The organism is Exiguobacterium sp. RIT452, assembly GCF_003598705.1.
Classification (GTDB): Bacteria; Bacillota; Bacilli; order Exiguobacteriales; family Exiguobacteriaceae; genus Exiguobacterium_A; species Exiguobacterium_A undae.
The window spans coordinates 486,658-510,917 of record NZ_QXJB01000002.1 but is presented as its reverse complement, the minus strand read 5'-3'; the positions used below and the strand labels follow the sequence as shown (position 1 = coordinate 510,917).

General features: G+C 47.4%; 22 protein-coding genes. 16 read left to right on the top strand and 6 right to left on the bottom strand.

Annotated features, from left to right (window positions below):
• Window positions 1-90 precede the first annotated feature (90 nt).
• The gene (locus D3D03_RS08065; RefSeq protein ID WP_119923296.1) at window positions 91-1,287 is read left to right on the top strand and encodes a glycoside hydrolase family protein; all 1,197 of its coding nucleotides are present in this window, start codon (window positions 91-93) and stop codon (window positions 1,285-1,287) included.
• A 41-nt stretch (window positions 1,288-1,328) separates the two neighbouring features.
• Here D3D03_RS08065 and D3D03_RS08060 read toward each other — a convergent pair whose 3' ends face one another.
• Window positions 1,329-2,798: a catalase gene (locus D3D03_RS08060; RefSeq protein ID WP_026832356.1), complete on the bottom strand. Its 1,470-nt coding sequence runs from the start codon at window positions 2,796-2,798 to the stop codon at window positions 1,329-1,331.
• Window positions 2,799-3,232: 434 nt separating this feature from the next.
• Here D3D03_RS08060 and infC point away from each other — a divergent pair, with 434 nt between their 5' ends.
• The 10 genes from infC to D3D03_RS08010 all read left to right on the top strand — a co-directional run bounded on the left by infC (window position 3,233) and on the right by D3D03_RS08010 (window position 12,852).
• Window positions 3,233-3,763 (top strand): translation initiation factor IF-3, encoded by a 531-nt coding sequence (gene infC, locus D3D03_RS08055; protein WP_012371059.1) that lies wholly within the window; start codon window positions 3,233-3,235, stop codon window positions 3,761-3,763.
• 27 nt (window positions 3,764-3,790) lie between these two features.
• A complete protein-coding gene (rpmI, locus tag D3D03_RS08050; RefSeq protein WP_012371058.1) occupies window positions 3,791-3,985 on the top strand; it encodes a 50S ribosomal protein L35 in 195 nt (64 codons plus the stop codon).
• Window positions 3,986-4,022: 37 nt separating this feature from the next.
• Window positions 4,023-4,382, top strand: coding sequence for a 50S ribosomal protein L20 (gene rplT / locus D3D03_RS08045; RefSeq protein WP_012371057.1), 360 nt, complete (start codon window positions 4,023-4,025; stop codon window positions 4,380-4,382).
• Window positions 4,383-4,499: 117 nt separating this feature from the next.
• Window positions 4,500-4,982: a dUTP diphosphatase gene (locus D3D03_RS08040; protein WP_026832357.1), complete on the top strand. Its 483-nt coding sequence runs from the start codon at window positions 4,500-4,502 to the stop codon at window positions 4,980-4,982.
• A gap of 12 nt (window positions 4,983-4,994) precedes the next feature.
• Window positions 4,995-6,077 carry a M42 family metallopeptidase gene (locus D3D03_RS08035; protein WP_026832358.1) on the top strand — a complete coding sequence of 361 codons (1,083 nt, stop codon included), beginning with the start codon at window positions 4,995-4,997 and terminating at the stop codon, window positions 6,075-6,077.
• A gap of 3 nt (window positions 6,078-6,080) precedes the next feature.
• A complete protein-coding gene (locus tag D3D03_RS08030; RefSeq protein ID WP_026832359.1) occupies window positions 6,081-6,836 on the top strand; it encodes a TrmH family RNA methyltransferase in 756 nt (251 codons plus the stop codon).
• A 313-nt stretch (window positions 6,837-7,149) separates the two neighbouring features.
• The gene (gene pheS, locus D3D03_RS08025; RefSeq protein WP_026832360.1) at window positions 7,150-8,172 is read left to right on the top strand and encodes a phenylalanine--tRNA ligase subunit alpha; all 1,023 of its coding nucleotides are present in this window, start codon (window positions 7,150-7,152) and stop codon (window positions 8,170-8,172) included.
• A 12-nt stretch (window positions 8,173-8,184) separates the two neighbouring features.
• Window positions 8,185-10,581: a phenylalanine--tRNA ligase subunit beta gene (gene pheT / locus D3D03_RS08020; protein ID WP_119923295.1), complete on the top strand. Its 2,397-nt coding sequence runs from the start codon at window positions 8,185-8,187 to the stop codon at window positions 10,579-10,581.
• Window positions 10,582-10,727: 146 nt separating this feature from the next.
• Complete coding sequence (locus D3D03_RS08015) at window positions 10,728-12,149, top strand: FtsX-like permease family protein (RefSeq protein WP_119923294.1); 1,422 nt, start codon at window positions 10,728-10,730, stop codon at window positions 12,147-12,149.
• A 4-nt stretch (window positions 12,150-12,153) separates the two neighbouring features.
• The gene (locus tag D3D03_RS08010) at window positions 12,154-12,852 is read left to right on the top strand and encodes an ABC transporter ATP-binding protein (RefSeq protein WP_119923293.1); all 699 of its coding nucleotides are present in this window, start codon (window positions 12,154-12,156) and stop codon (window positions 12,850-12,852) included.
• A gap of 86 nt (window positions 12,853-12,938) precedes the next feature.
• On the opposite strand, the gene D3D03_RS08005 is transcribed toward D3D03_RS08010, so the two are convergent.
• The 4 genes from D3D03_RS08005 to D3D03_RS07990 form a co-directional block, all read right to left on the bottom strand.
• A complete protein-coding gene (locus tag D3D03_RS08005) occupies window positions 12,939-14,123 on the bottom strand; it encodes an MFS transporter (RefSeq protein WP_119923292.1) in 1,185 nt (394 codons plus the stop codon).
• Window positions 14,120-14,557 carry a MarR family winged helix-turn-helix transcriptional regulator gene (locus D3D03_RS08000; RefSeq protein ID WP_119923291.1) on the bottom strand — a complete coding sequence of 146 codons (438 nt, stop codon included), beginning with the start codon at window positions 14,555-14,557 and terminating at the stop codon, window positions 14,120-14,122. The genes D3D03_RS08005 and D3D03_RS08000 overlap by 4 nt, the downstream gene beginning before the upstream one ends.
• A 74-nt stretch (window positions 14,558-14,631) precedes the next feature.
• A complete protein-coding gene (locus tag D3D03_RS07995; protein WP_119923290.1) occupies window positions 14,632-16,029 on the bottom strand; it encodes a sensor histidine kinase in 1,398 nt (465 codons plus the stop codon).
• A complete protein-coding gene (locus D3D03_RS07990) occupies window positions 16,013-16,675 on the bottom strand; it encodes a response regulator transcription factor (protein ID WP_026832367.1) in 663 nt (220 codons plus the stop codon). Before D3D03_RS07990 ends, D3D03_RS07995 begins: the two co-directional genes overlap by 17 nt.
• 140 nt (window positions 16,676-16,815) lie before the next feature.
• On the opposite strand from D3D03_RS07990, the gene D3D03_RS07985 reads away from it, so the two are divergent.
• Window positions 16,816-18,285, top strand: coding sequence for a UDP-N-acetylmuramoyl-L-alanyl-D-glutamate--2,6-diaminopimelate ligase (locus D3D03_RS07985; RefSeq protein WP_119923289.1), 1,470 nt, complete (start codon window positions 16,816-16,818; stop codon window positions 18,283-18,285).
• Between the two features lie 18 nt (window positions 18,286-18,303).
• Here the strand turns inward: D3D03_RS07985 and rnhC are convergent, their stop codons facing one another.
• Entirely contained in the window at window positions 18,304-19,224 is a 921-nt protein-coding gene (gene rnhC, locus D3D03_RS07980; protein WP_119923288.1) for a ribonuclease HIII, read from the bottom strand.
• A gap of 119 nt (window positions 19,225-19,343) precedes the next feature.
• Between rnhC and zapA the strand changes: the two genes are divergently transcribed.
• From zapA to D3D03_RS07960, 4 genes are read left to right on the top strand one after another with little or no spacing between them, the layout of a single operon-like run.
• The gene (gene zapA, locus D3D03_RS07975) at window positions 19,344-19,580 is read left to right on the top strand and encodes a cell division protein ZapA (RefSeq protein ID WP_012371043.1); all 237 of its coding nucleotides are present in this window, start codon (window positions 19,344-19,346) and stop codon (window positions 19,578-19,580) included.
• Between the two features lie 2 nt (window positions 19,581-19,582).
• Complete coding sequence (locus D3D03_RS07970) at window positions 19,583-20,131, top strand: CvpA family protein (RefSeq protein ID WP_119923287.1); 549 nt, start codon at window positions 19,583-19,585, stop codon at window positions 20,129-20,131.
• A 45-nt stretch (window positions 20,132-20,176) separates the two neighbouring features.
• The gene (gene polX, locus D3D03_RS07965) at window positions 20,177-21,892 is read left to right on the top strand and encodes a DNA polymerase/3'-5' exonuclease PolX (RefSeq protein ID WP_119923286.1); all 1,716 of its coding nucleotides are present in this window, start codon (window positions 20,177-20,179) and stop codon (window positions 21,890-21,892) included.
• Window positions 21,893-24,259, top strand: coding sequence for an endonuclease MutS2 (locus D3D03_RS07960; RefSeq protein ID WP_119923285.1), 2,367 nt, complete (start codon window positions 21,893-21,895; stop codon window positions 24,257-24,259).
• Window position 24,260: the final 1 nt, after the last annotated feature.

The following is a 24,260-nucleotide window of genomic DNA, read 5'->3' as shown; positions in this document are numbered from 1 at the left end:
GGGAATGGCGAATCAGCCATTCTCTTTTTTGTCGGCTACAGAGTTGATCTTCTGCTACCGATAACAGATGTAAGGAGGGGAGTCGAAAACATGAAAAAAGGACTGGTTTTTGGAATTTGTCTGCTGCTCGTTTTTTTGCTTGTGCCGCATCCGGAACATGCCAAGAGTATGAAAAGTTACCGGATCACACCACAAACCGAGCCGATTGATCCCGTATTACGAAGTTATTCAACGTACAATGCCAAAACAAAAAATCATTATACGTTACGGTCCTACCTCGAAAGAATCGAAAAAGAGGGCGGCGGAACATTAGTCTTGTCAAAAGGCACCTATCTGTCCCCGTTACGTGTTGGAATTCCTTCCAATACGACGATCGTCTTGGAAAATGGGGTCATCCTCAAGAAAACGAATGAGACCGGCACATCAAAGATTCAGGCAACGACAAGTATTTTCGATTTCGTGCCACCTTCTGTTTTGCGGTTACATACAACCGTCGGAAAATATGGCGGTTCAAAAAACATCAAGATCATCGGGCAAGGGAATGCTCAAATTGATTTGAATCATTTCCCACGCGGCTCGGCGTTTGCGATTGCGCACAACGAAAACTTGTACCTCGGAGGAATCACGATTCGAAATCAATATGGATCACATGCCATTGAACTGGATGCGACGAAAACGGCACTCATCGAAAATATGCATTTCGTCGATGCGAAGATGCTGGCTGGGACAGGTCCAAATGAATCAATCAACTTGGATACACCGGATCCGATCACAAAAGGTTTTCAATGGAAATGGTCGGCCCAAGACCGGACACCCAATCACGACATTACGATTCGTAACAACCGCTTCACTCACATCAATGTAGCTATCGGGACGCATCAATATTCGCAAGATCGTCCGCATACTGCTGTCCGCATCCTGAACAATGTGATTGACGGGACGAAGGATCATGCGATTTCGATGATGAATTGGAGCCAGCCTGTTGTTCAAAACAACACGATTCGCAACGTCCGTCGAGCAGACGGAAAAGCAATTGCTATTTTAGGGCGCGGGATAGTTGGTGGCAGCATCAAACAAAATCGACTGGAACATGCAGACCGGGCGATTCAATTTCAACCTCACGTCAATTATGGATTTAAGCCGATCTACAACCGATTTACGGATAAAGAAAAGTTGAGTTTTCGCCAGAATGAGGTGAATGAGGTCGGAGTGGATCAAGTTGTCTTGTTTTCGAAGTTAGGCACGTTTTCAGCAGAGACATCGGAACGGTTTAATTTTGTTCCATAAAAAAAGTCTATTCCTTTGCGGAATAGACTTTTTTTGAATGATTATTTTTGCATCTGTTGCAAGAATGGTTGAATGTCGACTTGCAAAGCTTCCGATAATTTTTTACCGAGTGATTCATCTGCCCGGTAGAAGTTGCAGATCGCAAGCAAGACGGTATTTTCATGGCGGACTTGTTTTAAGTCATCCACGAGATTGTTGAGAAGCGCTGTTTGTTCTTCTTCTGTCAAGCGACGGTAAACTTCACCGGCTTGTCCGAAGTTATTTGTTTTTTCGATTTCAAGACGTCCATGGATATCATCATACAACGGTTGGTTTTCTTCCGTGTATTCAGGTGTTTGTTTCGGTTCGTCCTGATAACGGTTCGGCTCATAGTTAACCGGACTCGTTTGTTGTCCGACAGGCATCGCACCGTCACGTTGATAGTTATTGACTTGCGCGAACGGACAGTTGATCGGCAACTGTTGGTAGTTCGTTCCAATACGGTAACGCTGCGTGTCTGAATACGAGAAGAGACGTCCTTGGAGCAACTTATCTTCTGACGGCAACATCCCTGGAATCAGAACACCCGGGTTAAAGCCGACTGACTCTGTTTCAGCAAAGTAGTTATCGACGTTTTTGTTTAGCGTCATCGTTCCGACATGTTGGAATGGGATGACATCTTCAAACCAATCTTTTGTTGCATCAAGCGGATCAAAGTCGAAGTTATCAACATCGGCAGGGTCAAGGACCTGTACGAAAAGATCCCACTCTGGGAACTCGCCGTCTTCAATGGCTTGGAACGTATCGTTCGAAGCGTGATTAAAGTCTTTTCCTTGTACTTCTGTTGCTTCGTCAGCAGAGAGGTTATGGACACCGATTTTCGGAACCCAACGTAATTTAACGTAAACCGTGTTTCCGTGCGCATTCACCCATTTGAAGGCATGGACAGAAGAACCGCGCATCTTACGGTAACTTGCCGGGATTCCTTCATCTGTAAACAGGTGCATCAACATGTTTGTTGATTCCGGGCGTAACGTCATGAAATCCCAGTAACGATCCGGATCTTGGATGTTTGTCCGTGGATCTGGTTTTAAAGAGTGAACCATATCCGGGAACTTCATTGCATCGCGAATGAAGAAGACCGGTAAGTTATTGCCGACGAAATCCCAGTTTCCTTCTTCTGTATAGAACTTGACAGAGAAGCCGCGTGGATCGCGTAATGTTTCCGGAGAATGTGTACCATGGATGACGGTCGAGAAACGAGCGAATACCGGTACTTCTGTTCCTTCATTTTGAAGGAATGCCGCTTTTGTATATTTTTTCATGGAGTTTTTCACTGTGAATACACCGTGCGCTCCGAAACCGCGGGCATGAACGACACGCTCAGGAACACGTTCCCGGTCAAAGTGCGCCATCTTTTCAATCAGTTGATAATCTTCCAATAATGTAGGTCCACGACGTCCAGCTGTTCGTGAGTTCTGGTTATCACCAATCGGGACACCTTGATTCGTTGTTAATCGTTTTTCACTCATGTTTATAATTCCCCCTTATGTATAAGATTACATTGATTATAAAACAATAATTATTCTAAATAAAGAATAATGCTCTGCAAATTCTGAAAAGTTAACGATACTTTTTTTAAATACCCCGCGTATGTCAGTTAGAAACTTCTTGCTAAACGTGAACAGGATTGCTATTATAATCAAGTAACTGAGCAACGTTCTGTTGAACAGATATAGCGGCTTGACATCGAGGGAAAACAAGTGCTATGATAGCAAAGTGAAATGACAACAAAGCAGAAGCATCCCGCTTCTCACCACGCATAGTAAACTGTGCTGGTCCATCATGATGATATGCGATGATAGAGTGTTCTCTGATTATTGTATAGGTTATGAGTGTGGGCGGGAAAAACTGCCGACGCTTTTTTTATAGCGTTTTATATCATTCATTTTTCGTGCTCTGCACGATGGAGGTGCTAACCATTAGCAAAGATCTGTTAATCAATGAAGGCATTCGCGCTCGAGAAGTTCGTCTTATCGGAGCGGATGGTGCTCAACTTGGAGTCCAGTCGCGTACGGAAGCGTTACGTTTAGCTGAGGAAGCTGACCTTGACCTCGTCATGGTCGCACCACAAGCGACGCCGCCTGTATGCAAAATCATGGACTACGGTAAATACCGTTTTGAGTTACAAAAAAAGGACAAAGAAACTCGGAAGAATCAGAAAGTGATTCAGATGAAAGAAGTTCGTCTCAGCCCGACGATCGAGGAGAATGACTTCCAAACGAAATTCCGTAATGCGAAGAAGTTCTTAGAGAATGGCAACAAAGTGAAAGCGAGTATTCGTTTCCGTGGACGTGCCATCACTCACTCAGAAATCGGTAGACGTGTCCTCGAACGTCTCGCTACAGAATTGAGCGAGTTCGGTGTCATTGAACAGAGACCGAAGATGGAAGGACGCAGCATGTTCTTAGTGCTTGCTCCAAAGAAAGAAGACTAATCGAATCGAAGTAGGAGGGAATCTCTCATGCCTAAAATGAAATCGCACCGCGGTGCTTCTAAGCGTTTCAAACGTACTGCTTCAGGTAAATTGAAACGTGGTCGTGCTTACACAAGCCACTTATTCGGTAACAAATCAACTAAAGCGAAACGTAAATTACGTAAAGCTAGCATGGTATCATCGGGTGACTTTAAACGTATCCGTCACATGATCGCTAAGTAATTTACCCAATCGTACACAGATTTAGGAGGGAATTTATATGCCACGCGTAAAAGGCGGATATACGACTCGTCAACGTCGTAAAAAACAACTCAAATTAGCTAAGGGCTACTACGGCTCGAAACATACACTCTTCAAGGTTGCAAAACAGCAGGTCATGAAATCTCTCATGTATGCTTACCGTGACCGTCGTCAAAAGAAACGTGACTTCCGTCGCCTCTGGATCACTCGGATTAATGCGGCTGCACGTATCAACGGTCTTTCTTACAGCCGCATGATGCATGGTCTCAAACTTGCAGGTATCGACGTTAACCGTAAGATGCTTGCTGACCTCGCAGTTACAGATGCAACTGCATTTGCTTCACTTGCTGACACAGCAAAAGCAAAATTGAACGCTTAAGTTCAACAATTCGTCGGGGAATTTAATTCTCCGACGATTTTTTTGGATTCATGGTAAAATAAAAAAGCACATTTTTGCACGCTATGGTAATTTTTTTAGAGTAAAAGGAGAATTAAGATGGACTGGTTGACACTTTTTGAAATGCAGGAACAATTGGATAAACGGATTCAGTCAGAACACAATTTGACGGGAAATCAATTTGATGAACGTTTGCTGGCGCTGTTAGTGGAGCTTGGTGAGCTTGCGAATGAAACGCGTTGTTTTAAATTCTGGTCGACAAAAGGACCATCCGCTCAAGTCACGATTCTCGAAGAATATGTGGACGGTGTCCATTTTCTGCTTTCGCTAGGGCTTTCGTTGGATTATCGTAAAAACGCCTTTGTCGAAGGAGATTATTACTTGACGGCGACAGATGCCTTCTTGGATGTCTACAATAAAACAAATGTGTTTGCGATTTCGCGAACAGAGCAAAGCTATGAGGTTTTAATTGGTGCCTACTTAGCATTAGGTGCTACACTTGGATTTACACAAGAAATGATTTTCAAGGCTTATGTCGCAAAAAACGAGGCGAATCACGTTCGCCAAGACAACGGTTACTGAGGAGGAAATCAGATGAACGAACAATTACATATGCTGAAACGTCTTACAGACGCAACGGGTGTTCCAGGGAATGAGAAAGAAGTCCGTCAATTGATGCGGGAATATCTGGAGCCGCATGCAGAAGCCTTTCACCAAGATGGATTAGGAAGTTTGTTTGCTGAACATCAAGGGGCAGGAGAAGATGCACCACGGATTCTGATTGCCGGTCATATGGACGAAGTTGGATTCATGGTCACAAAGATTGATGAGAAAGGGTTTCTTCGTTTTCAACCGCTTGGTGGTTGGTGGGGACAAGTTCTTCTCGCACAGCGTATGAATATTGTTACGTCATCTGGCGAAGTCATTCCAGGTGTCATCGGTGCGAAGCCGCCTCATGTTTTACCACCGGAAGCGCGCAATAAACCAGTTGATATCAAAGACATGTTCATCGATATCGGTGCCACTTCAAAAGAAGAGGTAGAAGGTTGGGGGATTCGACCGGGAGATACGGTTGTTCCGCATTGCGAATTTACTGTGATGAAAAATGAGAATTTTTTAATGGCAAAAGCGTGGGATAACCGGGTAGGTTGCGCGATTGCCATCGAAGCCATCAAACGTTTAAAAGAAGAGGGACACCCGAACACGATTTTCGCTGGTGCCACCGTTCAAGAAGAAGTTGGATTACGTGGGGCTCAAACGATTGCCAACTTGATTCGACCGACGATTGCCTTTGCAGTCGATACGGGCATCCCGGGTGATACACCGGGTATGACGGATCGGGAAGCGTTGTCGAAACTCGGAGAAGGTGTTCAAGTCATCATCTTTGACGCAACGATGATTGCACACCGTGGATTGGTTGACTTCGTAACAACTGTCGCAAAAGAAGAAAACATTAAATATCAATTGGATCTGACACCGGGTGGTGGAACGGATGCAGCGAAATTCCACCTGTCGCATACAGGGGTACCTTCACTTGCCTTGACTGTTCCAATCCGGTACCTGCACACCAACGTTTCAATTATGCATAAAGCAGATTTCGAGGCAGCTGTCGACTTGATTGTCGCTGTCACAAAACGTTTAGACGCAGAGACGGTTCAAGCGATTTATGAGGGGTAAACAATGAAACATATTTCTTCCGCAAAAAACGAGATCGTCAAACAATGGAAAAAACTTTTAACAAAAAAAGGACGCTTGCAAACCAAACGTTTTCTGATTGAAGGAGAACATTTAGTCGAAGAAGCGGTCCGCGCCGGCATCATCAAGGAATTAATCGTCCGCGAAGACGTTCAAGTACCGGGTTCTTGGAAAAAGAATGCGGCTGATTTGATCACAATCGACGAGTCCGTTGCGAAAGTATTATCCGAAACCGAAACGACACAAGGGATTTTCGCGGTTTGCGAAATGAAAGAGCAGACGGAGCGCTTAGAGCGTGGTCGTTATCTCTTGCTTGATCGCCTTCAGGATCCGGGTAACGTCGGGACGATGATCCGGACAGCGGATGCTGCTGGATTTGATGGCGTCATCGTTGGACACGGGACGGTTGATGTCTATAACAGTAAAGTCCTCCGGGCAACACAAGGCTCCATTTTCCATCTTCCGGTCATCATGATGTCACTGGAAGACGCCATTCAAGATTTACATGAACTGGGTGTCTTCATTTTAGGAACGGCACTGCGCGATGCGCAACCGTATACGGAAGTCGGCAACATCGGTGCGATTGGTCTGGTCATTGGAAACGAGGCGCAAGGGGTTGCACCTGAGTTGCTCAATCAATGTGATGGACGGGCATACATTCCGATTCGCGGAAAAGCGGAATCGTTGAATGCAGCAGTCGCAGCCGGAATTTTACTGTATCATTTTGCGAGCGTGGATTGAATCACCGACACGTTCATGCTAAAGTAAATGACAGCAGAACAATTTTAATGAGACGTTGATGGAACAGAGTAGGTTGGAAAACGATTCGATTAGGGAGAAGAAGCCCTGGACTGAAAGCTTCTTTACGAATCCGCTGACTGAATTCACTCCGGAGTCGCACGAGAGATCGTGACGGGAAGCGCCCGTTATCGCGCTACTTGAGGACTTGATGAATTCAGGTCAAACAAGGGTGGTACCACGATTACATTGAATCGTCCCTTCGGCATAGTGTCGAAGGGACGATTTTTTTTATTTGAGAAAAGGAGTGATGAACATGCGGGAACAATTAGAGGCACTTCGTGACGAAGCGCTGCAACTCGTAAATCAGGCAAGTACACAAAAAGAATTAAACGATGTACGGATCAAATACCTTGGGAAAAAAGGTCCGATTACGGAAGTCCTTCGTGGGATGGGGAAATTATCGGCTGAAGAACGTCCGGTCGTGGGTGAGATTGCCAATGCCGTGCGCGGAGTGATCCAAACGGAGCTCGAGCAACGTCTTGTAGACGTCAAGCAACAAGAGATGGATGCAAAATTAGCACTTGAAGCAATTGACGTGACGCTTCCGGGCCGACCGAAACAAGTCGGACAAGCGCATTTGTTGCAACAAGTGACGGATGAAATCGAAGATATCTTCGTGGGTCTCGGTTACACGATTGCGGAAGGACCTGAGGTCGAACAGGATTTATTTAACTTCGAAATGTTGAATCTGCCGAAGGATCATCCGGCACGTGATATGCAGGATTCGTTTTACATCACGGACGAAATCTTGATGCGGACGCATACGTCGCCGGTTCAAGCACGGACGATGCTCGCTTCAAAAGGAGAACCGATTCGAATTCTCTGCCCGGGTAAAGTCTACCGCCGGGATGAAGATGATGCGACGCATTCACACCAGTTCATGCAAGTCGAAGGACTTGTCGTCGGTGAAGACATCTCGATGGCTGATTTAAAAGGAACGCTCGAAGCGTTCGTTAAACAAATGTTTGGTGAAGCACGTGAGATTCGGTTACGTCCAAGCTTCTTCCCGTTCACAGAACCGTCGGTCGAAGTCGATGTCTCTTGCTTCAAATGCGGTGGTAAAGGATGTAACATCTGCAAACAGACAGGTTGGATTGAAATTTTAGGAGCCGGAATGGTTCATCCACATGTGTTGGAAATGGCAGAATACGATAGTACGAAAATGTCTGGATTTGCCTTCGGGATGGGGATTGAACGAATCGCCATGTTGAAATACGGCGTCGACGATATTCGCCACTTCTATACGAATGACGTTCGCTTCAGCGAACAGTTTTAAGGGGGAAAACAGATGTTAGTCTCAAAACAATGGTTACAGGAATTTGTCGATGTTCGTCAAACATCAGGTCAGGAACTAGCTGATTTGATTACGAAAAGTGGAATTGAAGTCGAAGGGGTCGAAGTACGTGACGCCGAACTGAACAATATCGTCGTCGGTCGCGTTCTGACGAAAGAAAAACATCCGGAAGCGGATAAACTCAATGTTACGACCGTCGATATCGGACAAGCAGAACCGGTTCAAATCGTCTGTGGGGCACCGAATGTCGATGTCGGACAAGATGTCATCGTAGCGCGTGTCGGCGCACGTCTTCCGGGAATCAAAATCAAGCGGGCGAAACTGCGTGGAGTTGTTTCGGAAGGCATGATTTGTTCCCTCGAAGAACTTGGCTTTGAAAAAAAATACATCCGCGAAGACGAGCAGGACGGAATCCATACATTCCGGGAAAACGTCGAACCGGGTCAAGATGTATTGGAAGTGCTCGGGATGCATGACGAAATCCTGGAACTCGGGCTGACACCAAACCGTTCGGACTGTCTCAGCATGTACGGCGTCGCCCACGAAGTCGCGGGAATCTTGAATACGAAACCGGTCTTCCCGACAGTCGACGTGACGGAAGCATCAGAAACTACAGGTGTCGAAGTACGACTGGATTCAGAAGCCTGCTCGTTTTACGCAGCACGTGAAATTCGGGACATCGTCATCGCCGAATCGCCACTCTGGTTAAAAAATCGTTTGATTGCCAATGGCATTCGTCCAATCAACAATGTCGTTGACATCACGAACTTTGTTTTACTGGAGACAGGACAACCACTCCATGCTTTTGATGCCCAAAAACTCGGCAACCAGATTGTTGTTCGTCAAGCAACTGCCGGCGAAACGTTCCAGACACTGGATGAAGTGGAACGGACACTCGACCCATCGATGCTCGTCATCACAGATGGTGAGCGTCCGGTCGCACTGGCCGGCGTCATGGGCGGGGCGAATACAGAAGTTGATGCAACGACGACATCGATCGTCCTTGAATCGGCATATTTCGCTCCTATCTCCGTTCGGAAAACAAGCCGTGTCTTAGGTCTTCGTTCGGATTCAAGTTCACGCTTTGAAAAAGGTGTCGACCCACGCCGCGTCCTTCTGGCGCTTGATCGGGCTGCGACATTGATTGCGGAAGTAGCGGGCGGGACGATCCTTGCCGGCACAGCGCAAGCCGGTGCTCTGCAACTGGAGGATCATTTGATCGAAGCAAGTGTTTCATACATCAACCATCGTCTGGGAATGGAAATCGAAGGTACGGTCATGCAGGACTTACTCGAACGCCTTGGTCTTGGTGTTGAACTATCGGCAGATGCCTTGACGGTCAGTGTACCGACACGCCGCCAAGATTTAATGATTCCGGCGGATTTAGCGGAAGAAGTTGCACGCCTGTACGGATACGATGCCTTAACATCGAGCCTGCCGCGCGAAGCGAGCCGGGGATTCTTACCGAAACGGAATCAACACCGTCGACACATTCGCCGTCTCCTTCAAGGTGCCGGATTGTCACAAGCGATTACGTATTCGTTGACGAGTGAACAACGGGCGATGCAATTTAACGAGCAACACGATTTGCATCCCGTCAAACTGGCAATGCCGATCAGCGAAGCCCGTTCGACACTACGGACATCTCTGATTCCAGGATTGTTGGAAGTCGCACAACACAATGTCGCGCGTCAGCACGCCGATCTTGCGTACTACGAACTCGGCAGTGTTTATCTCCAGCGCGATGCCTCACTGGAAACCTTACCGCTTGAACAGGAAATGGTAGCCGGTCTCATGGTTGGTCTCGCCGAACAACATCGTGTCCACGGAACACATGTCAAAACGGATTTCTTCGTCATGAAAGGGATTGTGGAGACGTTGGCTGAGGCACTTGACGTGTCCTTGACGTATGAATCGGTCAAGATGCCGTCGATGCACCCGGGTCGGACGGCGCGCGTCTTCCTGAACGGCGAGTCGATTGGGTTTGTCGGACAAGTCCACCCTGGATTGTCTAAAGAGGAGTACGGGTTAAAAGAAGTGTATGTATTCGAAGTGGATGCGATGGCCCTCCATTCCAAAGAGGCACTCGTATATCAAGAAATTTCCCGCTTCCCGTCGATGACGCGTGATGTCGCAGTTGTCCTTGACCGCTCGGTAACGGCGAGTGAAGTCGAAACCGTCATCACTCAAGCAGCAGGACCACTTCTGCAACGAGTTGAACTGTTTGATGTCTACACCGGCGAGAACGTTCGGGAAGATCAAAAATCATTTGCATTTTCATTACGGTATCAAAATAAAGAACGGACACTGGTGGATGAGGAAGTCACGACAGCCCATCAACAGGTGGTCGAAGCACTCCAATCGACGTTTGATGCCGAATTGCGTGCTTAATAGCCAGAACGAGCCTTCGGGATGACAGTCATGTCATCCCGTTTTTTTTATCTTTTTGTCTTCTTCGTTTGAGATACAGCCGGACTACAGGTGGTCTACAGGTCCGCTCGATAAGATGAAGTCAGAAGATAAAAGGAGGCAGACAGATGAATTTTTTAAAACGGGCAGGAAAAAGCATCATGGCACGAAAGGGGAAAACGTTGATTCTGTTGATTATCTTATCGGTCATCGGGTCACTGGTTCTATCCGGATTTGCCATTCAACATGCCGCGAAGTCAGCGGGAGAAGAAGCACGAAAGGAATTAGGAGCGACAGTTACGCTTCAAGTCGATCGGCAAAAACAGATGCAAGAACGTCAAGGGTCCGGTGAACGGGGGCGACCCGAGCAACAAGCGATCAGTTTAGAAGAAATTGAATCCATTGCGAAACTCAGTAAAGTGAAATCGGTCAATTACGTATCGCAAACAACAGCGACTTCGAGCACTGTCGATCCCGTGACGAGTGAGGCGACAGATACGTCCGACTCACAAGGACCGGGGGCGATGGAGCTGCCGGAAGGAATGACGACACCTGATTTTTCGCTGAACGGTGTGACGAGTATGGAACTTCTGGCTACGTATACTGCGGGCACTTTGAAAATGGTGGATGGAGAAGCGCTGACGGCAGAGTCTCCGGAGAACAGTGTTGTCATCGATGAAAATTTGGCGGCGGAAAATGAGTTGAACGTCGGGGATACGATTAAAATAACAGCAACGACAACGGCACAATCGCAGAAATTAACCATCATCGGGTTGTCGACATCGACGGAAGCAACGTCAGATGCAGGATTCCGGGCTGCCGGCTTCATGGATGCGATGAATCAAATGTACGTGGCCAACGATACATTAGCCCAGTTCGCAACGGAGGACGGTCAAGTCAGTCTATCGAGTGCCGTGTATTCGTTAAACGATCCGGCGAGCATCGCGGCGTTTAAAAAGGAAGCCGAACTTGCGGCAAGCGACCTGGATTGGGATACGTACGTATTGGATGCTAATGATGCAGCGTATCAAAAAATGGTCGGTCCGATTGAACAAGTCGCTTCCTTCTCAAAATCAGTCGTCTATCTCGTCAGTATCGCGGGCGGATTGATCCTTGCACTCTTGATTTTGTTATCGGTGCGGGAACGTCGAAAAGAGATGGGGATTTTACTGGCGATGGGTGAAAAACGTTCAAAATTGATAGGACAATTATTGGTCGAGACGTTTGCCATCGCAGCAGTAGCATTTTTGATCACGTATGCAACAGGCGGCATGACATCACAATTCATGACGGATCAATTATTGAATCGTGAAGTGACTGAAGCAGCGAGTTCGGTTGCGACACAAACCGGCTTTGGAGGTCCGGGTGGTCCGGGACAACAACTGTTGAACGGTATCCCGGAAATCACGGAGATGACAACGAAAATTGACTGGATCACGCTGATTCAAGTGGCTGAAATCGGAAGTCTCATCGTCCTCCTGTCTGTTCTGTTACCAGCAATTGCTTTGCTCCGCATGAATCCAAAAGAAATTTTACTACGGGAGGACTAATCCAATGACGATCTTACAAATGAATGAAGTGTCCTATGCCTATACATCCGGCAGCCAGATTCAGCATATCTTAAAGGAAGTCTCGATTGAATTCCAAGCCGGTCATTTTTATGCCATTCTCGGAGAATCCGGTTCAGGGAAAACAACGGCGCTCAGTTTGTTGAGTGGTCTCGATTCACCAATGGCAGGACGGATTGAATATGAGGGACGAGATTTACGGAAAATCGGATTGACGACGTACCGCTCTCGGCATGCAGCGACAGTATTCCAAGCCTTCAATTTGTTGACGTACATGAATGCGATTGATAATGTCATCGTTGCTCTGGAAATCAGCGGCAGACGCGTCAAGTCGAAGCGGAGTCACGCTTTGGCGTTGCTGGCCGAGGTCGGACTAGACGAAGCGCATGCCGAGAAAAAAGTCCTCCAGCTGAGTGGAGGACAGCAACAGCGGGTGGCAATCGCTCGGGCGTTAGCGACGGAAGCCCCGATTATTCTTGCGGATGAGCCGACAGGAGCACTTGATGAGAAAACAGCGGCTGACATCATTCAGTTGTTTCAACGGTTGGCTCATGAGTCGAATCGCTGTGTCATTACCGTCACCCATTCAGCCGAAGTCGCACGTGCAGCAGATCATATCATCGAACTGAAGCAACAACGTTTTCAAATGAGAACGAATCTACACCCGCAAACGGTATCACATTGATTCACCTATACCAAAAACACCGGATGACCTCCACCGTTCTTAACGGAATGTGGAAGCATCCGGTGTTTTTTTTGTACGTGAAGCAGTTAAGAAGCGAGCTTTTGGTCGTGGGGAGGTTGATTTTGACGGTTAAATACGAAGTAGATGAAACCACTGGTAAGGACGATGATGCTGCAAAACAAGAACATCTTCGAGTAACCGATGCCTGCTGCCAGGCTTGAGAGCAGTAAAGCCCCGAGACCAAATCCGATGTCATATGCCAAGAAAAAGGTGGAGATGGCTTTTCCCTTCTGATGCGGAGCGGCATACGTCAGCATGACCGTTTGAAGACCAGGGAAAATCGAAGCAGAACCGACACCGATGATCAGCGCGGCCAACAATAGTCCGAAAAGTGACGGGAATGTCCCTAAAATCAGAAAACCAACGGCATATAAACAAAAAGACGGAAACAAGACGAAGCCGGGACCTTTTTGATCAAACCATTTCCCGGCTAAAGGACGGATGGCGACCATTCCAAGCGCGACGACAGCATAAAAATAAGAGGCATACGTAATGTGTCCGATTGTGTCCGCATAAAGTGAAATGAAGGCAGATGTACTGGAAATCGCGACGCCAGCCAAAATCGTAGCAGCGAGTAACAGGGGACGCGATAAAAATAAGGACTGGTGCAGACGGAACACCCGTGTGCTCGGCACATGCTGACTCGTCAAAGGAAGGCGAATCATGAGCGTAAACGAAACCAGTGCGAGTAAAGCGACCATGATGAAATACACGACGAACGCTTGTTGTTGAATCAATGCCAATCCGATGACCGGACCTAAAACGGAAGCCAGATTCATCGAAAGAACAAAATAGCCCATACCTTCTCCTTGGCGTGATTTCGGGATGAGTGTCGTCACAGCCAAGCTGATCGAGGAAGATAACATACCAAAACTAAATCCGTGCAACACTCGGACGGCAATCAGATAGAGGAACGAGTCGAGCGGCAGGACAAAGACATATAACAGACTCATGAACGTAAACAATCCTGCCGACAGAAGTAACATCCGCTTTAAGTCAAATCGATCGAGCCAATGACCGATCAAGGGGCGTGAACAGACGGTTGCTAAAATGAAGCTTGTCACGACCCAACCGAGTGCCGCTTGTGAGACATCGAACCGTTTAGCGGCGAGTAACGGCAAGGAAGCATTTAATAAATAAAATGTGATGAACAGAAACAGGTTGATCACAAGTGTCAAGACATAGTGGCGATGGAATAAACGGTTTTTCAATGAAGTTCCTCCTGTTCATCGGGGCGGTGTGTCGCCAGCAGGTGTGTCAGGATGGAGCCCATCATCTGCCGTTCGTCGTTCGAAAGCGTTTCTAAAAAACGCTGATGGGCAGCCTGGACTGCTTGATCAATGGCTTCAAAAATATCATGTGCTTGTCGTGTCAAGGTGACGGTACGCTTTCGGCCAGATCCTGTCCGAGAGATAAAGCCGAGTGTCTCGAGACGCGTGACGGTTTTCGTGACGGCTGGTTTTTCGATGACCAAATATTTGGATAAAGCGACTTGGGATACGGGTTCAAGTATCGCAACAGCCTTTATTAAAGCCCATTGACCGGTATGTAACGAAAACGGAGCAAGCGCGACATCGATGTCGCGTTTGACGAGGCGTGCCACTTTCGACAATTGCCCCAGTAAATCTTCTTGGTGGACGGACATAAAAAAACCTCCTTTAAGTTAACTAGTTAACTTAAAGGAGTATACCGAATCCAACAGGATGTTGGCAAGGCGATTCAAGATGTTTTTGGAAAAACGATTTGAACCGTCACTTGATCCCTCGTACCGTGCAGATGCGCCGCGACACCTAAACGTTCCATGATTTGATGAACCAAATATAATCCCAGTCCGCTCCCTCCGTGAATCCGATTTCGGGATTGTTCCGAACGGACGAGTGGATCAAACCAGTCCGCTGTTTCACTTGTATCGTGAAGAGTCGGTTGATTTGTAATCGTTAAGAGGGTCTCCGTATCGGTCAGATGTGTCGTAATCTGGATGGTTCCCGCGTTTGCCGTATAGGAGACCGCGTTCATCAGGAGATTGTGCAAAGCGCGACCGAGTAAAGAGGGATCACTTCGAACCGATACAGCATCACCGGTCATGGAAACGTGTAACCGGCGTTCCGTGATGAAGTTCTCCAGCGGATGCAATTGTTGCTGCAACATCTGATGTAAATCAATATCGTGTTCCTCAAGTGCTACTTGTTCGACACGGGCGACTTCAAGAAGTTCGGCGAGTAATGCTTCCATGTTCTCGATGACTTGACCCGCGCGTTCCAAGTAATAGTCCCGGTCTTTGTAAGCCCCGAGATTTAGTGACATCCCTTCAATCTGTCCCTTGATGATCGTCAACGGTGTCTTCAACTCATGGGAGATGGCGAGAAATAAGTGGCGTCGTTCCGTATCGCGCTGCCGGTCCTTTTCTGACTCCAAACGCAATTGTTCGTTTGATGCCTGCAGAGAGTGCATCGTCGATTCGAGTTTTGTTGCCAGACGGTTGATATTTCTCGACAAATCACCCAACTCATCGGATGAAGTATGGTGTGTCCGCACGGAAAAATTTAAATGGGCCAGTTCTCGTGTAGCTTGATTGAGTGTCAGCAACGGACGCGAAATCGTTCGTGAATAGAGGAAAGCAGCTAAAACAGCTAACAACAACAACGGTAAAATGATGTAAGGCGCAAGATTCAGAATCACACTTTTCACTTCGTCGATGGGTTGAATCATTTGATTGGCATCTAAAATCAAGGTCTGATCCGTCAAGTCAAGGGTCAACGATTCTTGAATCATTCCCTCCGGTGCATTCGCATTAAAGGATCGCGCTTGACGAAGAGGGGCACGTTCGAAGCCCGGTGCGTAAAACAACTGATTGGATTCCGTCCAAAGTGAAAATCGGATTCCCTGATCCGAAAGTTGGTCGAGTGTCGCAATCAACTCCGAACTGGACGTCTGTTGACTGATGTTTTTAATGTCCAGCATCGTCGTATGAAATTGCTCTTCCCGGTAACTTTGATAATAAGACGGTAAAGTGGCGTATAAAAAGCCCACGGTTGACAGGACGGCAATTATCAGTAAACTAACGGTTAACAAAAATAATTTCCATGTGATCCGATGGCGTTTAATGATGCGCTTCAAGTTTATATCCGACTCCTTTTACGGTCTGAATGTACGGGACATTGATTTTTTTTCGGAGATTTTTAATGTGAGTATCCAGGAAACGGGTGTCTCCGAATGCTTCAAATCCCCATAGTTGTTGAATCAGTTGTTCCCGTTCCAAAACACGACCAGGATGTTCAAGCAGTAAATGAAGGATTTGAAATTCCTTTAACGTCAAAATGATAGCGTTACCAGAAATTAAAACGTTATAGCTTGCCGGAAATAGGGTAATTTCACGAAAAGAGAGTTCTTCTTCGACATTCGTTTGAATACGTCGAATGATGGCTTCGATTCTGCGTAACAAGACACGTAACGAAAAAGGTTTGGCGATGTAGTCATCAATCCCAAGATCAAACCCCTTCACCTGATTCTCCTCATCTTGTAGAGCGGTCAAGAAAATGATAGGTGTTTGAGAGCTTTTTCGAATTTGTTGCGCGACTTCGAATCCATCCAAAAAAGGCATCATGATATCTAACATGATTAAATCAAAGGCAGCCGTCTGATGAAGCTTAAGAGCTTCCATGCCATTAGCGGCGCTCGTGACTTGATAACCGCTGGATTCCAACAGTTCGGTCAAAAGTTCACGGATGTCAAATTCATCTTCCGCGATCAAAATATGTGTCATTCATTTTCACCTCTTCCTCAGTTGTATCATGACTATCTGAAGTTTAGCTGAAGATGAAACGACTTGTGTTCTTTTTTTAGACAAAACCAGTCAGAATGTAGCTACCGTTCGTTTACACATAAAAGGAGAGAACATACACCATGAATCGTCCATACAAACACTTGTCAGAATTAATTGGCTTATTTCAGCTTACGTGTGAGGAAGACCCAATCGTTACGAGTATTGAAACAGACTCACGCCAAGTGACAACAGGAAGTTTGTTTATTTGTGTACGTGGTTACACGGTAGACGGGCATCAGTATGCACGAGAAGCAACAGAGAACGGTGCAGTCGCGATTTTAGCGGAAGAACCACTTGATGGGATGACTGTCCCGGTCATCGTATTACCGAATACAAAGCAGGCGGCTGGGCAAATTGCCGACTTATTTTATGACCATCCAAGCCGACAGCTCCGGGTTTACGGCATAACGGGAACGAACGGCAAAACGACGACGACGAAATTAACGTATGATTTATTCCGATCCGCCGGACATAAAGCAGGGATGATCAGTACCGTTGGAGCGATGATTGACGGCGAGATGATTGACACCCCGAATACGACACCGGAAGCCGTCATTCTGCATCGATTGTTACATCAAATGGTTGAACAAGGTGTGACGGATTGTGTGTTGGAAGTCTCTTCACACGCTCTCATGGAAGGACGGGTCGAAGGGGTTCAGTTCCATGCGGCTGCCTTTACGAATCTGACACACGATCATCTGGATTATCATGCGTCGATGGAGGAATATGCTGAAGCAAAGGCGTTGCTGTTTGAACAGGTGGCGACAAGCGGAGGAAAAGCTGTTGTCCTGAACGAGGCAGATCCAACGAGTACACTCATGGCTAAAGCTGCAAACGGAGTGCCGGTCCTATGGTATGCGACAGAGGGAGCGTCAGATGCTCCGATTGCTGTCGAATGGCAGGAGGAGACCGTCCGGGTCCGCTTGGACGGAACCGTCACGGAGGTCCCGGTCTTTCTTTTAGGTGACTTCAATGCCGCGAATCTGGCAGCAGCCATCGGCTTGATGCGTGCGGGTGAGGTCAACATGTATCAATTGATCCGACATATACCGGAGCTTCGTTTACCAAAAGGGCGGCTGGAGCGTGTTCCGTTTGACGGATGTGAAATCTATATTGACTACGCTCATACTCCGGACGGATTGGAAAAATGTCTAAAGGCATTGTCTGTTCCGAACGAACCGCTATACATGGTCTTAAGTGCCGCCGGAGAACGTGATCGTTCAAAACGACGGGCGATGGGACGGATTGCCAGTCAGTACTGTGAAGGAATCATCGTCACCGTTCATGATCCAAGGCGGGAAAATCCGCAACAAATCATCAAGGAACTGATTGCAGAGATTGCCCCCCGGAAAATCATCACCTGTCACGAAACACGAAAAGAAGCCTTGCAGATCGCAGCGAAAATCGCTTTGACGGGAAAACGAATCGTCATTGTCGGAAAAGGTCATGAACGGTTTGAACGGATCGGTATGACTGACGTGCCGTTTGATGAGATGAAGATTTTGACGGAAGAATTAAGCCGATTGTCCGGTCAAGAATCCGCCATGTAAAAACCGACCATGCTGAAATCATGGTCGGCTTCGTTTTTCGGCTAATGCTTGTGCTTTTTTCGTGTTGGCAAAATGAAACTTCGTCCAATCCTTCAGACGATCCGGTCCGTAACGCAACAAAAGGGAAGCGGCGACCTGATCGACCTTGGCACCTGCTCCTTTCGGAATCTCGGTTCCCGCCTGTCGGCTCAACTGATCCATCTCCTTGAGGAAGATGGCACGTGCCAGGATCGAAGCGGCAGCGACAGCAACGTGAAGACCTTCTGCCTTTGTTGAAAAGTAGACATTGTCTTTGACTTGTTTCGCTTCTCCCGACAAATGTTTATAATACGTTGCTTTTTCAGCAAACTGATCAATTAAGATCGCTTGCGGCGGGTGGTCCATTTTTTCGAGTAAACCGTTCAGCGCCGTATTGTGAAGCAGGGCAGTCATTTTCCCTTGTGTCATCGTCCGTTGCATCCGGTTGTACTCCGGATTATGTAAAATACGGTAGTCATACGGAATGACAGCATGAAGGTCCCGTGCAATTTTGCGGATTTCCGGATCAGAGACGTTTTTTGAATCACGGACACCAAGCTCACGGACCAGTTCAATATGTGAATGATCGACATAAGCGGCGACGACGACCAACGGACCAAAAAAATCACCTTTTCCGACTTCGTCACTTCCGACGACAGACCACTCGGCAAATCCCTCCGGAAGGGTAGCACTTGCCGTGGAAGCAGTCTTTTTGGCAATCGCCGATCCGTAACGGGCGGAAATGATTTCAGCGTCTTGTCCTTGAAACATCACCTTTCCGGAATTATAGACCGTCACGATACATCCTGATGTACGCGCGGCAAAACGTGCGTAAGCAGGAGGCGAAATACGCGCTCCTTCAAAATCAGAAATGACGGACTCTTGTTTTTCATTTGTTAACTTTAATACGACCGTTCCCATAACATGATCACCCTTTCGAAAATAAGCATACCATCCTTAAGACGGATGGTGGACTTCTTTTCCTATTTGAAAAATGATGGTACTATATGAAAGAAGCAAAGTATGAGGAGGACAGGAAAATGGCTGATTCAGAAGGGTTGAACCGGACGACGATTCATATCGCAGGGAATGACTATACGATTGTCGGAACGGAGTCACCTGAACATGTACGCGAAGTGGGTCTCCTCGTGGATACGAAAATTCGTGAAATTAGAGACCAAGCCCCACAACTAGATGTTCGTCAAATTGCTGTTTTAGCAGCTCTCAATATCGGTAGTGATTATGTAAAAATTAAAAAGAATTTGGGTGAGCTTTAAAAATGATTTCTTTTGTAATCTTATTGTTTCTGGCTTTAGGAACGATGACGGGTGTGCGTCGCGGAGTAGTCTTGCAGGCGGGACATTTGTTGAGTTTAATCATCTCGTTTATCGTCGCGTTATCGTTTTACGATGAGCTGGCCAAACAATTTAAATTATGGATTCCGTACCCATCGACACTGGACGATGCGGGAATTGACTTGACGATGTTTTCGATTCCAAGCTCAGTTGGACTAGATGAAGTCTTTTACAAGGCCTTTTGGTTCATCGTCTTATTTTTTGGAACGAAAATCATCTTATCGATCATCATTGCGATGTTTGATTCCTTAACGAACATTCCAATCTTGAAGCAGGTAAAAGGACTCTTGGGTGGTATGTTCGGTTTCATTGAGATGTACATCTTCATTTTCTTGATTCTGTTCTTGGCGGCTTTTGCACCGGTGCAGTCGATTCAAGATGCCATCGCCAATTCAAGCTTAGCCTCCTTCATGATTCAACATACACCGTTGCTTGCAGAATGGTTGATGGAAAAAGTCGGTTTGATAAAATAACGTGCTCCCGTTGAAAGGGAGCTTTTTTTGAGGGGAGAATTGAACATGCGGACAACACAAGACGCCATTCGACATTTGGAACGAATTTCAGTTTATCTGGAAGTAAAGGGTGAAAATCCGTTTAAAATTAATGCGTTTCGTAAGGCAGCCAGCCTGCTTGAAGCAGCAGAACTCGACTTCATGGCGATTGAGGATTTTACGGCGATGAAAGGGATCGGAAAAGGAACGGCAACGGTCCTGGAAGAATTCCGTGATACCGGAACAAGTACGGCTTTGACGGAGCTGGAACAGCAAGTGCCGGAAGGATTGATTGCCCTGCTGAAAATACCGGGACTCGGTGGGAAAAAGTTGGCGAAATTGCATGAAGTTGGTGTCATTGATGCAGATTCCTTCGCGGAAAAACTGGCGGATGGTACAGTAGAAGCAATGCCAGGATTCGGGAAAAAGACGGTTGAAAAATACAGTAAGGCACTCGAGACTTTTGAAACACGACCAGAACGATTGCCATACGGCGTCATGCGCAAAAGTGTCAGCGAATTGGAGCGGACATTAGCAGGAATCGATCAGATCATCCGTTTTGAGGTCGGGGGCAGCTTCCGTCGGGCGGAAGAAACATGTAAGGATCTTGATTTCATCATCTCGACCGAGCACCCAAAAGAGGTAAAAGCACAATTACTGGAGATCGAACAGATCGATGAAATCATTGCTGCCGGGGAGACAAAAGTATCGATCGTCCTGAAACGGGACGATGCCTATATTGCGGTCGATTTCCGATTGGTCGATGATTTGGCATTTGCCTCGACGTTACACCATTTCACGGGATCAAAAGATCATAATGTCCGGATGCGGCAACTTGCGAAAGAGCAGGGGGAAAGCATATCGGAATACGGGATTGAAACAGCAGATGGTCTCGTTCAACCGAAAACGGAGGACGAATTGTTCGCCCGTTACGGTTTACCGTTCATTCCGCCTGAACTGCGGGCCGGACGGTTGGAATTCGAGGCGGATTTAAGCCGGTTAATCCGCGAAACGGATATTCAGGCGGATGTCCACATGCATACGACATGGTCGGACGGCACGTTGTCCGTCGAAGAACTCGTTGATGCTTGTGCCGCGCGGGGGTATTCGTGGATGGCGATTACCGATCACAGTAAATATATGAAGTTCGTCAATGGATTGACGGAAGAACGCTTACGGAAACAGCGGGTGGAAATTGAAGCAGCCCGGCAAAAACATCCGGAGATGACGATTTTATGCGGGGTCGAGATGGATATTTTACCGGACGGTTCATTGGACTACGATGATACGTTTTTACAAGAAATGGACTATGTCATCGCCTCGATTCATTCCAAATTCGATCAGACGGAAGAGGAAATCATGCAACGGTTGGAAAATGCCTGCCGTAATCCGTATGTCTCTTTGATTGCCCATCCGACCGGACGAATCATCGGACGCCGGGAAGGATACGCGGTCAACATCGACCGCTTGGTTGAACTGGCGGCAGAGACGGGCACGGCACTGGAATTGAATGCGAATCCCGCTCGGTTTGACTTAACGGCGGCGTCTCTTGCGAAAGCGAAGGCAGCAGGCGTTAAAATCATGATCAATACCGACACGCATCGGCCGGAAATGTTAGAAGATATGAAACTTGGTGTCCTGCATGCACGTAAAGCATATTTGGAACCATCCGATGTCATCAATACGTGGACAGCAGAAGAAGCGCGGGCTTTTTTTGATCGAAAACGTTTAGGAGTGAAATAAATGAATGCCAATGCACTACGTGTATTAGAATACGATAAGTTAAAGGAATTACTCATCAAGCAGACGGCGAGTTCGCTCGGTGCACAGTTCGTGCGGAAGATGGAGCCGGCAGAAGATTTTGAACAGGTGAAAGCATTACTCGCTTTGACGACGGAAGCAACGACGGTTTACCGCTTACGCGATCGTTATCCGTTCGGTGGCTTGACCGATGTCCGCAGTGAGGTGAAACGAGCTGAAATCGGTTCTGTTCTTTCGACGAGCGAACTGCTTGCCGTTGCCGATGTCGTCTATTCCGGACGACAAGTCAAAGCGTTTCAAGAACGCTTGCATGAAGACCACCCGGATCTCCGTTTACCGGCGCTCGACAGTCGGATCGATCAGATTACGAAACTGGTGGAAATCGAACAGGGGATTCGTCACGCGATTGATGATCAAGGGACGGTTCAGGATTCGGCGAGCGATAAACTCCGGTCTTTACGCAGTCAATTGCGTTCACTTGAAGGTCAGGTCCGCTCAAAAATCGACGGTGTATTACGCAGTAAATCGAAGATGTTATCCGACGCCATCGTCACGATGCGAAACGACCGTTACTGTGTGCCGGTCAAACAGGAGTATCGGCAGGCGTTTGGCGGAATTGTTCATGATCAATCGGCGTCCGGTGCGACACTGTTCATCGAACCGCAAGCTGTCGTTGCAGCCAACAATGAAATTCAAGAAGCGCGTCTGAAAGAGCGGGCGGAAATCGAACGGATTTTAGCCCAACTTTCGGCACTCGTCGGATCGGTTGGCGATTCGTTACGGATTAACGTCGATGTCTTGGCAGAACTGGATTTCATCATGGCGAAAGCCTTGTATGGTCATACGATTCGTGCCGTCGAACCACGCTTAAATGAAAACCGTCATGTCATTCTCAAAGAAGCCCGTCATCCGTTCATTCCGGATGACGAAGTGGTGCCGATCACCGTATCGTTAGGCGGCGAGTTTACGTCGCTCGTCATTACCGGACCCAACACGGGGGGGAAAACCGTCACATTGAAAACAATCGGTTTACTACAGTTAATGGTCCAATCCGGTTTATATGTGCCGGCAGCCGACGAGACGGAACTCAGTGTCTTTGATGCGATTTATGCCGATATCGGTGACGAGCAGTCGATTGAGCAAAACCTGTCGACGTTCAGTTCGCACATGACGAATATCGTCTCCATGATGGAGAAAATTGATTTCATGAGTCTCGTCTTGTTTGATGAATTGGGAGCAGGGACGGATCCGACAGAAGGAGCGGCCCTCGCCATCGCGATTTTGGACGAAGTCAAACGCCGTGGCGCACGTGTTGCCGCGACGACGCACTACTCCGAACTCAAAGCCTATGGATACAACCGGGAAGGTGTCGTCAACGCCTCGATGGAGTTTGATGTCGAATCACTCAGTCCGACCTATCGGTTGTTGATTGGTGTACCGGGACGTTCAAATGCCTTTGAGATTTCAAAGCGACTGGGTCTTGAGGACCGGGTCATCGATGCGGCACGCGATCAAGTCGGAAGTGATGCCCAGTCCGTCGAAACGATGATCGGGCGATTGGAAGAAGCGAAACAACGTGCGGAATCGCTGGAACGGGAATTGCTGCAAGAGCAACAACGATTGATCGAAGAGCGGGAAGAATTCGAGCGGGAACAGGCGGAAATCCATCAAGAGAAAAATGAGATTTTAGCAAAAGCAGAAGAAAAAGCAACACGTGCCGTCGAACGTGCACAAAAAGAAGCCGAAGCCGTCATCAAACGTCTAAAAGAGTTACGGGATGCAGGCGCTGTCAAAGAACATGAACTGATTGAAGCCCGCAAACAACTCGAACAGGCGAAACCGACCTTGCAAGATCAGCGTATCGCCAAGGTGAAGGCCAAATCGAATCAAACACCTGTGTTTGCAAAAGGGGAAGAAGTCAAAGTCACGACGTTCAACCAAAAAGGGTACATCATCAATCAAAACTCAAACGGAGAGTATACCGTTCAAGTCGGGATCATGAAAGTAAACGTCAAACCCGGTGATCTCGCTAAGGTCGGCGAAGCGAAATCGGCTTCCAAAACCAAAAAACGGTCCGGCGGGACAAGTGTGACGAAACAGTCCGCAGCATCGGCAGAACTCGATCTGCGGGGAGTTCGTGTCGAAGAAGGTCTCTCGAAACTCGACCGCTTCATGGATCAAGCCTTACTGTCAAACTACGAACAGATTCGTGTCATCCATGGACTCGGGACAGGTGCGATGCGTCAAGGGGTGCAAGAGTATCTGCGTGGAAACCGTCATGTCAAAACCCATCGCCTTGGAGGTCAAGGTGAAGGTGGTCATGGTGTGACGATCATTGAATTGAAATGAG

Bases quoted from the DNA above. Each gene is read 5' to 3' on its own strand.
- rplT (WP_012371057.1), top strand. From the start codon at position 4,023: ATGCCACGCGTAAAAGGCGGATATACGACTCGTCAACGTCGTAAAAAA.
- pheT (WP_119923295.1), top strand. From the start codon at position 8,185: ATGTTAGTCTCAAAACAATGGTTACAGGAATTTGTCGATGTTCGTCAA.
- infC (WP_012371059.1), top strand. From the start codon at position 3,233: ATGGAGGTGCTAACCATTAGCAAAGATCTGTTAATCAATGAAGGCATT.
- zapA (WP_012371043.1), top strand. From the start codon at position 19,344: ATGGCTGATTCAGAAGGGTTGAACCGGACGACGATTCATATCGCAGGG.
- D3D03_RS07990 (WP_026832367.1), bottom strand. From the start codon at position 16,675: ATGACACATATTTTGATCGCGGAAGATGAATTTGACATCCGTGAACTT.
- D3D03_RS07985 (WP_119923289.1), top strand. From the start codon at position 16,816: ATGAATCGTCCATACAAACACTTGTCAGAATTAATTGGCTTATTTCAG.
- D3D03_RS08000 (WP_119923291.1), bottom strand. From the start codon at position 14,557: ATGTCCGTCCACCAAGAAGATTTACTGGGGCAATTGTCGAAAGTGGCA.
- D3D03_RS07960 (WP_119923285.1), top strand. From the start codon at position 21,893: ATGAATGCCAATGCACTACGTGTATTAGAATACGATAAGTTAAAGGAA.
- rnhC (WP_119923288.1), bottom strand. From the start codon at position 19,224: ATGGGAACGGTCGTATTAAAGTTAACAAATGAAAAACAAGAGTCCGTC.
- D3D03_RS08040 (WP_026832357.1), top strand. From the start codon at position 4,500: ATGGACTGGTTGACACTTTTTGAAATGCAGGAACAATTGGATAAACGG.
- pheS (WP_026832360.1), top strand. From the start codon at position 7,150: ATGCGGGAACAATTAGAGGCACTTCGTGACGAAGCGCTGCAACTCGTA.
- D3D03_RS08060 (WP_026832356.1), bottom strand. From the start codon at position 2,798: ATGAGTGAAAAACGATTAACAACGAATCAAGGTGTCCCGATTGGTGAT.
- D3D03_RS08030 (WP_026832359.1), top strand. From the start codon at position 6,081: ATGAAACATATTTCTTCCGCAAAAAACGAGATCGTCAAACAATGGAAA.
- D3D03_RS08010 (WP_119923293.1), top strand. From the start codon at position 12,154: ATGACGATCTTACAAATGAATGAAGTGTCCTATGCCTATACATCCGGC.
- D3D03_RS08035 (WP_026832358.1), top strand. From the start codon at position 4,995: ATGAACGAACAATTACATATGCTGAAACGTCTTACAGACGCAACGGGT.
- D3D03_RS07970 (WP_119923287.1), top strand. From the start codon at position 19,583: ATGATTTCTTTTGTAATCTTATTGTTTCTGGCTTTAGGAACGATGACG.
- rpmI (WP_012371058.1), top strand. From the start codon at position 3,791: ATGCCTAAAATGAAATCGCACCGCGGTGCTTCTAAGCGTTTCAAACGT.
- polX (WP_119923286.1), top strand. From the start codon at position 20,177: ATGCGGACAACACAAGACGCCATTCGACATTTGGAACGAATTTCAGTT.
- D3D03_RS08015 (WP_119923294.1), top strand. From the start codon at position 10,728: ATGAATTTTTTAAAACGGGCAGGAAAAAGCATCATGGCACGAAAGGGG.
- D3D03_RS08065 (WP_119923296.1), top strand. From the start codon at position 91: ATGAAAAAAGGACTGGTTTTTGGAATTTGTCTGCTGCTCGTTTTTTTG.